Source organism: Roseibium sp. RKSG952, from assembly GCF_009711355.1.
Genome location: NZ_SMMF01000960.1, coordinates 189,445 through 203,590, shown reverse-complemented (window position 1 = coordinate 203,590; position 14,146 = coordinate 189,445). Strand labels below are relative to the sequence as shown.

Sequence of the window (14,146 nt, the reverse complement as noted above, 5' to 3'; positions counted from 1 at the left end):
CATGAGACTCGCAATCAACGGATTCGGCCGTATCGGTCGCACAATTCTGCGGCAGGTTCTGGCCCTGCCAAAAGAAACTGACATCGAGCTGGTGTTGATCAACGATATCGCACCACTGGAAACCTGCGCATATCTGTTCAAGTACGACAGCACATTTGGCCCATATCCCGGGACGGTGCTGGAAGGTGACGCGGCGCTTGTGATTGACGGCCATGTCATTCCGATGTCCCACAGCTCCGACCTGACACGAGTGGACCTGACCGGCGTCGATGTGATGCTTGATTGCACCGGAATTGCACGAAGCTCCGATGTCGCGCGCCGAGGGTTGAGCGCGGGTGCCAGCAAAGTCCTGATCTCGGGCCCGTCACCCGCTGCTGAGACAACGATTGTGTTGGGTGCCAACGAAGATGAACTGGGCACCGCCCGGATCGTCTCAAACGCTTCATGCACCACCAACGGGCTTGCGCCGCTGGTCAAGTTGCTGGATGGCCTGGGTGGCATCGCATCGGGTCACATGACCACGATCCACTGCTACACCAACAGCCAGCCCATGGTGGATGCCCCGCGTGGGGATCTGGCCCGCTCACGCGCCGGAGCCATGTCCATGGTCCCAACGACTTCAAGCGCAACACATCTGATCGATGTGGTTTTACCGCATCTGGCGGGTCGCATATCCGGTGCAGCGGTGCGTGTTCCAACCGCCAGTGTTTCGGCAGTGGATCTGATCGTGACGCTAGAGAAAAGCATGAGCGCTGAAGAATTCTTGTCGAGCTTGCGCAATGCTGTCGAGGGTTCACCTGTGCTCGGCTGGACTGATCTGCCGCTGGTGTCATCTGATCTGCGCGCGCGCCCAGAATCTCTGGTCATTGCAGGTCCGGAAACCCGAATGGTGGGCCAGAACCAGGTTCGCGTGTTTGGCTGGTATGACAATGAATGGGGCTTTTCCGCACGCATGCTGGATGTTGCCCGTCTGATGGCTTATACCTGATCAGACCGCAGCGCTGGCTCGCGCTGCGATCTGATTTCTCATCCCGATACTATTCGCCAGGCAGGCTTCCCGACCCGTGGCCAGCCATGCCGCCCGACACTTCTTCGGTTGCCTCTTCGGCCAGTTCCTCGGGCAGGATCAGGTTGAGGACGATGGCAATCAACGCTGCAGGTAACAGGCCGCTTTTCATCAGAATGCCTAGCGTATCCGGCAGGTGCTGCACCGCATCCGGTTCAAGCTGAAGACCAAACCCGATGGAAAGCGAGATGGCAAAGATCACCATGTTGCGCCGGTTCCAATCGACATCGGACAACATCGAGACACCGGCCGCCACAACCATACCGAACATGACGATTACACCGCCACCCAGCACTTCGATCGGGACGGTGCGGATGATTGCACCAACCTTGGGAACCAGACCGCACAGGATCAGGAACAAGGCACCGATGGTGACGACATGGCGGCTCATCACGCCAGTCATCGCAATCAGGCCGACATTCTGACTGAAGGACGTGTTAGGCAATCCACCGAACACACCGGCAAGTGCCGAACCAAAACCGTCAGCGTAGGTGGCGCCTGCGATCTCTTTATCCGTCGCTTCGCGCCCGGCACCACCTTTGGTCACTCCAGACACATCCCCTACGGTTTCAATCGCCGAGACAAACGCCATCAGACAAAAACCGATCACCGCTGCAAACGAGAACTCAAAGCCGTATTTGAACGGAACGGGCAGCGCAAAGGCCGACGCACGGCTCCAGCTTGTGCCGATCGCCTCGAAGGTAACCATCCCCACCATCAGCGCATAGGCATAACCAACCGCAAGACCGATTAGAACAGCCGATACCGAGAGCATCCCCCGGGTAAAGAACTTCAGCGCAAGGGTTACGACAACAACGACCATTGCTGCGGACCAGTTCAACATTGAGCCATATTCCGGCGTTCCGATGGCTGGCACTCCACCTGCAGCATACTGGATACCGACTTTGACGAGCGCCAGACCAATCATGGTAACAACGAGGCCGGTGACAAGCGGTGGCAAAGCGAACCGGATTTTACCGATCACCGCCCCCAGACAAGCGTGAAACACTCCACCGACGATCACGCCACAGAACAGCGCGGAAAGTCCGTCAACGCCTTTACCCGCCACAAGCGGGATCATGATCGGCAAGAAGGCAAAGCTTGTCCCCTGAACGATGGGCAAGGCCGCCCCTACTGGACCCAGAGTGATCGTCTGCAACAACGTTGCGATACCCGCAAACAGCATCGACATCTGGATCAGATACAAAAGTTCAGGGAAATCGGGCGAATTCGATCCGAACCCGAAGCCTGCCGCTCCTGCAACGATAATGGCAGGCGTAACATTCGAGACGAACATCGCCAGCACATGCTGGATACCCAACGGGATCGCCTTGTGCAGTGCCGGTGTATAGTTTGGATCCCGAAGCTGTTCGGGTGTTCCTATTGAAGTTTCGGCCATGAGTACTGTCCTCCCAGTTCAGATTTCACGGGGTTATTGCCGCTTATCCCGCGGCTTCATTGGGTTACGGCACGACCTCATAAGGCGTGTCGAACCAGTATTCTTCGAGATTGCTTCCTGCGCCGATCCTGTCGACCACAGCAAACAGACCGGGTCCGTGCAATGGCGTCAGAACACCATGCCATGTACCGCGATGATAGTTCACCGCCTGCCCGGGCAGCGTTGAAAACGCCTTTGGCTGACCCGGCTTGCCACCTTCGTCCAGCGCAACGATGACCAAAAAGGGTTGGTGCGTCATCGGAATGAACGCCTGACTTCCATCGGGGTGCCGTTCAACCATCTCCAACTGATAGGGCAGTTCCCGTGGGTTGGCGTCGAATAGGCTGATACCGGCGCGCCCGTCCGAGAAATCAAGTGCGGCCCGGTCATGATATCGGCCACATTGCCCCTGATTGATGATCTTATCGGGTGCTCCGGATGTGTCGATAACATCACCAAACGGAGCGAATGCCTCTGCCGAGATCGGCTCAATCACGATCTGGCGGCTCATGACGGCAGCACATCCCGCAGACGGAATTCGGCGATCCGTTCAACCTGTCGGCAGGCTTCGGCAAATTCAGTTGTGCGATCGTGGTCGATCCGCCGGTGGAAAGCCTGCAGGATCGACGCCTTATCGTGATCCCGTACAGCAATGATGAAAGGAAAACCGAATTTTTTCGTATATTGACTGTTCAGCTCGGTGAACCTGGTTCGTTCCTCATCGGTCAGCGCATCCAAACCGGCAGAAGCCTGTTCAGACGTGCTTTCTTGGGTCAGGCGTTTGGCTTGTGCCAGCTTACCCGCCAGATCCGGGTGCGCCGTCAGCACCCCCAACCGCTCCGCTTCGGAAGCTGAGCGGAACATGCGGGTCAAAGCGTTGTGCAATCCTCCGGCCGTGTCATGTGCAGGGCCAAGTTCAAGGTTATGGGCACGCTCGGCAATCCATGCCGAATGTTCGAAAATCCCGCCATAGGTCTGCACAAACTCTTCTCGCCCCATCTGCGAGGGTTTTGGATGATGCTGTGGCGGATGGGCCTCGGCCCAATGTTCGGCAATCTGCAACCGCGTCGCAAACCACACATCAGAAAAGCCGCACGCATAGTCCAGGAACCGCTTGAGGGCCATGACACGCCCGGGACGTCCGATCAGGCGGCAATGCAGGCCTATCGACAACATCTTGGGTGCACCCGCCTCGCCCTCTTCGTACAGCGCATCAAAGCTGTCCTTGAGATAGGAATAGAACTGATCGCCTGAATTGAACCCCTGCGGCGTTGCAAAGCGCATATCGTTGCAGTCCAGTGTATAAGGCACGATCAGCTGATCGCGCCCATCTGACTGCGACCAATAAGGCAGATCATCAGCATAGGTGTCAGCAATATAGGCAAACCCACCTTCTTCACCGACCAGCCGAACGGTGTTTTCTGAACAGCGGCCTGTGTACCAGCCACGCGGGCGTTCCCCCACGACTTCGGTGTGCAGGCGGATCGCCTCAGCAATCTGTGCGCGCTCTTCGTCTTCGGGCATGTCTTTGTGTTCGACCCATTTCAGCCCGTGGCTGGCAATTTCCCAGCCTGCATCTTGCATCGCGGCAACCTGATCGGGTGAGCGCGCCAGTGCTGTCGCCACACCATAGACAGTGATCGGCAAGTCCTTCATCAACCGGTGCAATCGCCAGAACCCTGCACGCGAGCCGTATTCATAGATGGATTCCATGTTCCAGTGGCGCTGACCCGGCCATTGCGCCGCGCCCACGATCTCAGACAGAAACGCCTCGGACGCGGCATCCCCATGCAGGACGCAGTTTTCACCACCTTCCTCGTAGTTCAGTACAATCTGTACAGCGAGCTTTGCGCCACCGGGCCATTGCGCATCAGGCGGGTTGGCTCCGTATCCGATCAGATCACGGGGGTAACGAGGGGGCTGCATGCTGTGTTCCGTCTTCGTCTGGTTACAATATTCAATCAATAGCGCAGAAAACGGCAGACGATTATCAAATCAATCCGAACGCTGTTTCCATTTCTTTCTGCGTTCCCAAAGTCTGTGAATTCAATTGAGACTGTGTCAAACCAAACCTGTTTGCCAAGGTTGGCGACATGCGGCAGACAGGAATATCGACAGGATAACAGGAGATGACCGTGGCAGGCTATCTGACAACCCATGTATTGGACACGGCCCGCGGCTGCCCGGCAGAAGGCCTGAAGATCGCGCTTTATCGGGTATCCGGCAACTCGCACAAGAAACTGGTCGAGATGGAAACTAACGCGGATGGCCGGACAGATAGCCCGATCCTGCCGCAAGAGAAATTCAAGCCTGGCACCTATGAACTGATCTTTTTCGCCGGTGATTATCTGCGTGCGACAGATCAAGCGGCAGAGGACCCCCTGTTCCTGGATCAGGTCCCAATCCGCTTTGGCATGTCAGACGAAGAGGCGCATTATCACGTGCCCCTGCTGCTGTCGCCCTTTGGATATTCAACCTATCGCGGCAGCTGATCGCTCAGGTTTCTGCGCTCTTAACCACTTTCGCAATGTGCGAAATCATAAAGTCCATGAACAGACGCGCCTTCGGGTCCTGGTGGCGGCGATGGGTGTACAAACACGCCATCTGCACCGGAACCGGAGGCGTTTGTGCAGCTACTTTCACAAGGCGTCCGGCCTTGAGATGATCAGCCACCTCAAATACCGGTTTCATCGCGATGCCCTGCCCTGACAGCGCCCAATCAGTCAGCACATCACCGTCATCACATTCAAAGCGGCCCGAGACTGCGAACCGCTTTGGCCCTTCGGGCGTTTCAAGCAGCCATTGAAACTCGGTTGCCCCGGGGAAGCGCAGGTTCAGACACTCATGCCCATCCGAGATCAGGTCTGCCCCTGTTTCCGGCATACCCCGACGTTCAACATAGTCTGGTGCCGCGCACAGCACGCGCTGACAGTCCGCAATCTTGCGGATACGCAACGTGCTGTCCTCGGGCTGTCCGATGAAAAACGCCAGATCCAGACCCTCGGTCGTCAGATCAACTGATCGGTCTGTCAGTCGCAGCCGGACATCGATTTCAGGATATTCTGAAAGAAAGTCAGGGACATGCGGCGCAAGTAATCGACGCCCCACCCCAAGAGGTGCAGCGACAAACAATGACCCCCGCGGCGCTTCGGTCAGATGTACGACCTGTGCTTCGGCCTCGTCTACGGCATCCAGAACCCCAACAGCACCGGGATAGAAGGCCCGCCCCTGTTCGGTTGGCGTCAGGTTCCGGGTGGTTCGCTGGAACAGGCGCACGCCCAGATGGTCCTCCAGCTGCGAAATCCGCGCCGAAGTTACCGCAGGTGAGATACGCAAATCGCGCCCGGCTGCAGACATGCTGCCCAGATCGTAGACCCTGACAAAGGTTCGGATGTTATCGAGGTAGGACATCTTCTCGTTTTTTTTGATACAGTTTGACAATATACGGGAATACCGAAGAAAAGCCCGCTTGCCTAGTGTGGCCGCAAGCAATCGGAGACATCTGCATGTACGACTTCGCCGTGTTCTGGGACTGGATGGCATTCGCTGTGCGCTGGCTGCACGTGATTACCGCCATCGCGTGGATCGGATCATCCTTTTATTTCATCGCGCTGGATCTTGGCCTGAACCGGGATATTCCCGGACCCGCTGATGGGGAGGAATGGCAGGTCCACGGTGGTGGCTTCTATCACATCCAGAAATACCTTGTGGCACCCGAACGGATGCCGGACCACCTGACCTGGTTCAAATGGGAAAGCTATGCGACCTGGCTCAGCGGGGCCGGATTGCTGATGATCATTTATTGGGTGGGCGGAGAGCTGTATCTGATCGACGCGCAGAAAGCCGATCTGGCCCTATGGCAGGGCATCCTGATCTCGGCTGCGTCGCTGACTGTGGGTTGGCTGGTCTATGATTTCCTCTGCAAATCCGGTCTGGGAGAGCGCCCGACACTGTTGATGGTGTTGCTGTTCGTTCTGCTGGTGGCGATGGGTTGGGGATACAACCAGATCTTCACCGGCCGCGCGATGATGCTGCACCTTGGTGCCTTCACCGCCACGATCATGACTGCAAACGTGTTCTTCATCATCATGCCGAACCAGCGCATCGTAGTGGATGACCTAAAAAACGGCCGCACGCCCGACCCGAAATATGGTAAGATCGCCAAGCTGCGATCAACGCACAACAACTACCTGACATTACCGGTCGTGTTCCTGATGCTGTCGAACCATTATCCACTGGCATTCGCGACCGAATACAACTGGATCATTGCGGCACTGGTCTTCCTGATGGGTGTCACAATCCGGCACTACTTCAACACCCGGCACGCACGTGCAGGTGACCCGACATGGACGTGGTTGGTCACCGCACTGCTGTTCATCGCGATCATGTGGCTGTCCACTGCCCCCATGTACAAACCGCTGGAAGAGGCCGAAGCACAGCCGCTGACGCCTTATGAACAGAAATTCGCGGCCGCAGACGGATTTGAAGAGGCGCACGATATCGTGCTGGGCCGCTGTTCCATGTGCCACGCCCGCGAACCGGTTTGGGAAGGCATTCTATGGGCTCCCAAAGGCGTTCTGCTGGAAACCGAAGGCGACATCTCACGAAATGCGCAGCAAATCTATCTGCAGGCGGGCGTTACACATGCAATGCCCCCTGCCAACGTGACCTATATGGAACCCGAAGATCGCGAAGCCATCATTCGCTGGTTCAGAAACGCGGGCCTGTAAAGCGACCACAGTTCAGGTCAAAATACCGGCCAGCGCACTAAACCCCTTTCCCTGAACGGGTTCAAATGCTCTAACATGAATTTAACGAGCTGCAGCAAGACACAATGCGGCGCGAGTGATTTCGACTAGGGGCAGTTGGAGCCATCTGATGCAGAGAAGCAGGCCGCGAGGCATTCTGGGGTGCTGGCTTTTGGGCACTCTGACGGCTTTGGCGCCAACCGCTCTGTTCGCACTTGAAACCACACTGACGGCCCCCGGCGCCCCCAAGGAGCTGGTTGAGCGCCTTAAGGAAACCTCCTCGGTTACAACTGCCGAAGCGCGTGGGCTTGATACGCCTCTGGAGATTCTGTCTGCCGCCCTGTCCGATTACCGCACGATCGTTCAGATCATGTATGACGAGGGGTATTTCGCCCCGGTTGTCAGCATAAAACTGGATGGGCAAGAGGCTGCAACCATTAGCTCTCTGACCGTGCCTGCGCAAATCAACCGCGCCACGATCACTGTTGATCCCGGGCCTCCATACAACTTCGGAACCGCGGTGGTGCAACCACTGGCCCCCGAAACCGAACTGCCTGCTGATTTTGCCACTGGAAAACGTGCAACCACCGGTGCGATACAACAGGCTGCCTCGGCCGGAGTTCAGGGCTGGCGGGATGCAGGGCACGCAAAGGCCGATGTGGCCGACCAGAAGGTCATCGCCCGCCACGCTCAGGCACGTCTGGATGCCCAGATTGATCTTGATCCCGGACGTCGGCTGACATTCGGCAAGATGTTCATCCATGGCGACACGGATGTCCGCACCCGTTCGATTGAAAAGATCGCCGGTTTTCCGACGGGCGAGGTCTATTCACCGCAACAGATTCAAAAGGTCGGCACGCGGTTGCGACGCACCGGAACATTCAGTGTCGTTTCGATTCAGGAACGCGATACACCCAATCCAGATGGCACGCTGGATTTTGATGCAACATTCGAAGATCTGCCCAAACGTCGGCTGACATTCGGTGTCGAGCTTGCATCCCGGGATGGTCTCGACGTCACAGCAACCTGGACCCACCGTAACGTTTTTAAACGAGCCGAGCGGCTACGCTTTGAAGCTGCCATCCGAAACATAGGCGGGGCCGAAGATATCGATGGCCGCATCGGCCTGCGCCTTGATCAACCCGATCGTCTGGGTCCGGATGACAACACCTTCTGGAGCGCATTGCTGGAACGCAGAAACACAGAGAATTACAATGTGAGCGTAGCCTCGCTGGCTTATGGTGCACGTCGCACTTTCTCTGACAGGCTTTATGCCGAAGCAGCCGTTGGCTTCTCGGTATCGAACGCAGATGACGCATATGGTGATGGCCGCAAGTTTCGATACTTTATCGTTCCGTTCCGTTCTGAATGGGATGAACGCGACAGCAAGGTCAGTGCTACGCGCGGCTTTTATCTGGATAGCCAGGCCATGCCCTTCGTTGGCGTTTCAGGAACCAAATCAGGTCTGCGGCTATTCTTTGACGGTCGCGCCTACACGGATCTTCGCACTTCTGGCCGACTGGTCCTGGCCGGTCGCATACAGCTCGGGTCTGTCATCGGTCCTCCGGCAGATGGCGTGACACCTGACTTTCTGTTCTTCTCGGGCGGGGCCGGAACGGTTCGCGGTCAACCCTATGAGAGTCTGGGCATTCCTGTTGGCACAGGGGTTGCGGGCGGTAAGTCTTTCCTTGGCTTCTCGGGTGAAGTGCGCGGCAAAGTATCAGAAAAGTTGTCGCTGGTTGGGTTTTACGACTACGGTATGGTCGATACTTCGTCCTTCGTAACCGCAGACGCAGAATTCCATTCAGGTGCGGGGATCGGCGTCAGATATGATCTGGGCGGCTTCGGGCCGCTTCGGTTTGATCTGGCCTACCCCGTTCAGGGCGATACCGGCGATGGGTTGCAATTCTATCTTGGGATCGGACAAGCCTTTTGATGCGACGCGTTTCATATCCTCTGGTCTTTACAACCATGATGGTCGCAGCGCCTGTTGCAGTGCAGGCGCAGGAGGATGGCGGCGGCAGCATGCTCGAGAACTTCCTGCAGGACACGCTGTCCGGGGAAGACCGGAACATCAAGGTTATCGGGCTGCAAGGCGCGCTGAGTTCTCGTGCAACTATCGAAGAGATCACGGTCGCGGATGACGAAGGCGTCTGGCTAACGGTCAAAAACGCGGTGCTGGACTGGAACCGGCTGGCACTTATACGCGGCCGGTTTTCGGTAAACGCTTTGACCGCAGAAGAGATTGATGTCGCCCGGGCACCCGGTACGACAACAAAAGAGGCAGAACCCACCTCGGCAGAGACCCAGCCCTTTCAGCTTCCCGAGCTCCCCGTATCCATCGAAATTGGCGAGATACGCATTGACGAAGTCTCGCTGGGCGAGCCGTTGATCGGCGTGGCCGCTGAGCTTGCGGTGAACGGCAATCTATCGCTCGCGGATGGCGCGCTGGATACAAATCTAGCCATCAACCGGTTGGATCGAGCCGGAGATTCAATCAATCTAGCCGCCGGGTTCCAGAATGAAACGCGGCAGATCGATCTGGATCTGACTGTAGCCGAAGCGTCTGGCGGCCTGATCTCGACTGCGCTGGGTATTCCCGACAGTCCGCCAATCGGGTTGACCGCCAAGGGATCGGGCCCGATCACCGATTTTACTGCCGACATCGGATTGAGCAGCGACAATGTTGATCGGGTCTTCGGTCAGGTTAGATTGCGCAGTGCAGACCAGACAAATGAGACATCCACCGATGGCATCGCCTTCACTGCCGATCTGAATGGCGACCTGACCCCGTTTCTGGCTGAGAACATGGATACGTTCTTTGGCACAGACACACGCTTGTTCGTCGATGGGCAAACCCATTCCGATGGCGCGCTGGATATTTCGGATATCGAAGTCACCTCACAGGCGCTGAAACTGGAAAGCCAACTCAGTCTTGCAGCAGGTGGCAAATTGCAATTGGCTGCATTGCAGGGCCGCATCACGCCGCCTGATGGAGACAAAGTAGTTTTGCCGGTCAGCGGTGGTGACACTTCGATTGGTGCAGCCCAGATTTCAGCGCTGTTCGACGCAAAGAACGGCAATCTCTGGGACCTGAGCGTTACAGCAGACGACGTCAACGCGCGTCAGATCAGTCTGAACCATGCCCGCATTACTGGTCAGGGGACCCTGGATCAGAGCAGCGGGCTGAGCGTCGATGGTGACCTGCAGGCGGCACTCGACGGGATCGATATGGCCGATCCCGCGCTCAATACCGCCATTGGTGATCGCATCACACTGGATGGTCAGTTCGACTATGGAAGCGATCAGTCGCTTAGGCTGTCGGGTTTTGAACTGATCGGCAGCGACTATGAGCTTGGGGCCGATGCGCTGATCAGTGGGCTCGCAACCGGTCTGCAGATCGATGGCTCAGCTTCGTTGCAGGCGACCGACCTGTCGCGCTTTTCCGAGCTCGCCAAACTCGACCTTGGTGGATCCGCTTCGGCTCGGGTTGAAGGCAACGGATCGCCGCTGGAAGGCAGTTTTGACGGCAAACTGGTTGTCAGCGGGCGCGACCTTTCCACCGGTCGCGATGACATTGATCCGGTAATTGCCGGAGAAACCGACATCGTACTGGATGGCAAACGCGGATCGGACGGTGTAACCATTCGGGAGTTCACCATCACTGGTGAAACCCTCAATGCACAGGCGAATGGAGATGTCACCACCCCGGATGGGAACCTGACCATTGACGGGCAAGCCAGTGTAAACGCCACCGACTTGTCGATCTTCTCAGGCCTCGCGCAGCGAGAACTGTCAGGTGCATTGCAAGCGCAGCTAGACGGCAAGGGAACGGTTCAGACACTCGAGTTTGACGGCACGGCCAGCGTAACCGGTGATAACATCCAAACCGGCATGACAGAGTTTGACCCGCTGCTGACCGGACGCACGACCATAAAATTTGACGGCGCCAAATCCGGCAATCAGGTGGTGATCCGAAATGCCACCGTCAATGGCAAAGCGCTGACCGCGCGTGTTGCAGCCACAATCGATGACCTTACTGGCAACCTGTCCGTCGATGGGCAGGCGCAGGTCAACGCACCTGATCTGTCTGTATTTTCTGGTCTTGCCGGTCGGGATCTGGCTGGATCGGTCAAAGCGAATGCAAAAGGCAAAGGTGCAAAGGGCAGCAAGACCTTTGATATTCAGGGCAGTGTAGATGCCTACGATATAAAAACCGGCATCGATACAGTCGATTCTCTTATCCAGGGGCGCACAACACTCACAGTAGACGCATTGAATGACGATCAGGGGCTGAACATCCGAAACTTCCGCCTCAGCGGAACGGCCTTGTCCGCCAACGCGTCGGGTCAACTGGATCGGGACGCTGGTGGACTGAATTTCTCTGCTGCATTGGATGATCTCAGCCGTCTGTCAGCCACTTTGTCTGGACCGCTGAAACTGGATGGGAACGTGGCCCCGACAGACACCGGGATAGAGGGCACTGCACGGCTTCAGGGGCCCGATAGCTCATATGCAAATCTAGTCGGCACAGTCGACACCAACGGCGCAGCCGATCTGGACTTCGATGCGAAGTTCAATCGTATCGAACGTTTTGCACCAGAATTCCCGGGCAGCCTTGCAGCCAAAGGCAGCGCCAAGCGCGACAACGGTGAATGGACGATCGATGCGAGCGCAGAAGGCCCGGCAGGCATCAATGGCAAAGTGGCCGGCACCTTTGACGAGGCAACAACCGAGGCCGACCTGACCGCTCAGGGCAGCGTGAATATCGGTATTGCGAATATCTTCATCACCCCCAACAAGATCGATGGAACCGCTCAGTTCAATCTGGCGCTGAAAGGTAAACCGTCGCTGGATGCGCTGAGCGGGTCGGTCACCACTTCGGGCACCTCGATGGCAATCCCGGATGTCGGCCTGACCTTTACCGGCATCGGAGGATCGGTCGATCTGGCGCAAAGCCGGGCCACGATTTCGCTGCAGGGTGGGGTCCGTGCCGGAGGGAACTTTACGGTCAGTGGTCCTGTAGATCTCAAACCACCCTTCAATGCGCAGATCACAACGGCGCTCAACAATCTCGTACTGACAGATCAGTTGCTGTACGAAACTATCCTGAACGGCCAAATTGCGTTGACGGGGGCACTGGCGGGGAACAGCTCGCTCGCCGGGCAGATCAACTTCGGCGAAACCAATATTAACCTCGCAGCGGCTACCGGGGCCGTCGGCGCGGCACCGATCCCCGAGATCAAACACCTGAACGAAAGTAGTGCCAGCTATGTCACCCGGGAACGAGCCGGACTGGTCGAAGTGGAAGGCGCCCAAAAAAGCAACTCGCGTATCTCTCTGGACATTGGCCTGTCAGCTCCCAAAGCAGTCTTTGTACGCGGTCGCGGTGTAAACGCTGAACTCGGCGGCCGCATCCAGATCGGAGGGACAACGGCCGCTGTCGTTCCATCAGGGCAGATCGAACTGATCCGGGGTAACATTGACATTCTTGGACGCCGACTGGCTCTGACCAAAGGCATCGTCACGCTGCAAGGCGACCTGACGCCCTATATCGAATTCGAATCTTCGACCAGTACGTCTGATGGCACTGCCACAATCGAAATCGCCGGCCCGCTGGATTCACCCGAAGTTGACGTCTTCTCAGATCCGGAACGCCCGGCAGAAGAAGCGCTGGCGATGCTGTTGTTCGGTAATCGTTTCTCAGAGCTCTCCCCATTCGTCATCGCCCAGATGGCAGCTTCTCTGGCGCAGCTGAGCGGCGCAGGCGGGGACGCGACCAAAGGACTGAGGGACGCAACCGGTGTCGATACGATCGATATTGGCGCAACCGAAGGCGGCGCTGGCCGTCTGGGCGCCGGCGCGTATCTGAGTGACAATCTCTACACCGATTTCACTGTGAATACCGAGGGCGACACCGAGGTGAACCTGAACCTCGATGTCACGGACAGTTTCACGGTGCGTGGCACAGTAGACGGACGTGGAGAAACCGGCATTGGCATCTTTTTTGAACGCGACTACTGAACGCCTCTCGCAGCGGTGACTTGACCCTCTGTCAGGGGCATGCAGGATCGGCTTGAAACAGCAGCCGAGCCATTATGACCTTTACCACACGCCCCGAAATCGCCGGTACATTCGGTGTCGCGACAAGCACGCACTGGATTGCATCTGCCGTCGGCATGAAGATCCTTGAACAAGGCGGCAACGCCTTTGATGCCGCCGCTGCCATGGGGTTTGTCCTGCATGTGGTCGAGCCACATCTGAACGGCCCGCTTGGCGATATGCCAATGCTGTTCAAACCTGCGGGCTCGGAAACACCAACCATGGTCTGCGGACAAGGCACGGCGCCTGCCGGGGCCACGATCGCGCATTATCGGGATCAGGGTTTACAGCGCATACCTGGCACGGGGCTTTTGGCCACCGTTATTCCCGGCGCCTTTGATGCGTGGATGATCACGCTGCGTGATCATGGTTCACTGCCTCTGCGAGACATACTGGAACCAGCCATCCACTATGCCGAGTTTGGACATCCGGCCCTGCCCCGTGTTGCCAATACGATTGCCGGTTTGGCTGAGTTCTTTCACGAAGAATGGCCGACTTCCTATGATACGTGGGTACCGGGCGGTTCGGCTCCGCTCGCTGGGGCGTTGATGCGAAATGCGCAGCTTGCTGCAACCTGGCAGCGGCTGCTGAACGAAGCGGAAACGGCTGGCGATAGAACCGCACAAATCGAAAAGGCGCGACAGGTTTTCTATCGCGGGTTCATTGCCGAGGCCATCGACCATTTTCTACGCGACGCCTGCGTTATGGATGCGTCGGGCCAGCGGCACAAAGGCGTTCTGACTGGGCAGGACATGGCCGATTGGCAGGCCGGTTATGAGCCCCCAATTTCAA

The 14,146-nt window shown here is 57.3% G+C and carries 10 protein-coding genes; 6 read left to right on the top strand and 4 right to left on the bottom strand.

The annotated features are described in order from the left end of the window. Nucleotide 1 precedes the first annotated feature (1 nt). A complete protein-coding gene (locus tag E1297_RS42195) occupies nt 2–988 on the top strand; it encodes a type I glyceraldehyde-3-phosphate dehydrogenase (protein WP_155149011.1) in 987 nt (328 codons plus the stop codon). A 49-nt stretch (nt 989–1,037) separates the two neighbouring features. On the opposite strand, the gene E1297_RS42190 is transcribed toward E1297_RS42195, so the two are convergent. The 3 genes from E1297_RS42190 to puuE all read right to left on the bottom strand — a co-directional run bounded on the left by E1297_RS42190 (nt 1,038) and on the right by puuE (nt 4,430). Next, nucleotides 1,038–2,465, bottom strand: coding sequence for a nucleobase:cation symporter-2 family protein (locus tag E1297_RS42190; protein WP_155149009.1), 1,428 nt, complete (start codon nt 2,463–2,465; stop codon nt 1,038–1,040). Between the two features lie 64 nt (nt 2,466–2,529). Then, nucleotides 2,530–3,015, bottom strand: coding sequence for an ureidoglycolate lyase (locus E1297_RS42185; RefSeq protein ID WP_155149007.1), 486 nt, complete (start codon nt 3,013–3,015; stop codon nt 2,530–2,532). Further along, nucleotides 3,012–4,430 (bottom strand): allantoinase PuuE, encoded by a 1,419-nt coding sequence (gene puuE, locus E1297_RS42180; protein ID WP_155149005.1) that lies wholly within the window; start codon nt 4,428–4,430, stop codon nt 3,012–3,014. Before puuE ends, E1297_RS42185 begins: the two co-directional genes overlap by 4 nt. Before the next feature lie 203 nt (nt 4,431–4,633). Between puuE and uraH the strand changes: the two genes are divergently transcribed. Beyond that, nucleotides 4,634–4,996, top strand: coding sequence for a hydroxyisourate hydrolase (uraH, locus tag E1297_RS42175; RefSeq protein ID WP_155149003.1), 363 nt, complete (start codon nt 4,634–4,636; stop codon nt 4,994–4,996). 4 nt (nt 4,997–5,000) lie between these two features. On the opposite strand, the gene E1297_RS42170 is transcribed toward uraH, so the two are convergent. Beyond that, nucleotides 5,001–5,915: a LysR family transcriptional regulator gene (locus E1297_RS42170; protein ID WP_155149001.1), complete on the bottom strand. Its 915-nt coding sequence runs from the start codon at nt 5,913–5,915 to the stop codon at nt 5,001–5,003. Between the two features lie 95 nt (nt 5,916–6,010). Here E1297_RS42170 and E1297_RS42165 point away from each other — a divergent pair, with 95 nt between their 5' ends. From E1297_RS42165 to E1297_RS42150, 4 genes are all read left to right on the top strand, one after another. Further along, nucleotides 6,011–7,234, top strand: coding sequence for a urate hydroxylase PuuD (locus E1297_RS42165; protein WP_155148999.1), 1,224 nt, complete (start codon nt 6,011–6,013; stop codon nt 7,232–7,234). Nucleotides 7,235–7,382: 148 nt separating this feature from the next. After that, on the top strand, nt 7,383–9,188 hold the full coding sequence (locus E1297_RS42160; RefSeq protein WP_155148997.1) for an autotransporter assembly complex family protein: 1,806 nt from the start codon (nt 7,383–7,385) through the stop codon (nt 9,186–9,188). Further along, complete coding sequence (locus tag E1297_RS42155; RefSeq protein WP_155148995.1) at nt 9,188–13,276, top strand: translocation/assembly module TamB domain-containing protein; 4,089 nt, start codon at nt 9,188–9,190, stop codon at nt 13,274–13,276. The genes E1297_RS42160 and E1297_RS42155 overlap by 1 nt, the downstream gene beginning before the upstream one ends. Before the next feature lie 71 nt (nt 13,277–13,347). Then, nucleotides 13,348–14,146, top strand: a 799-nt coding sequence (locus E1297_RS42150) for a gamma-glutamyltransferase (protein WP_368669841.1), incomplete at its 3' end; no start/stop codon positions are given.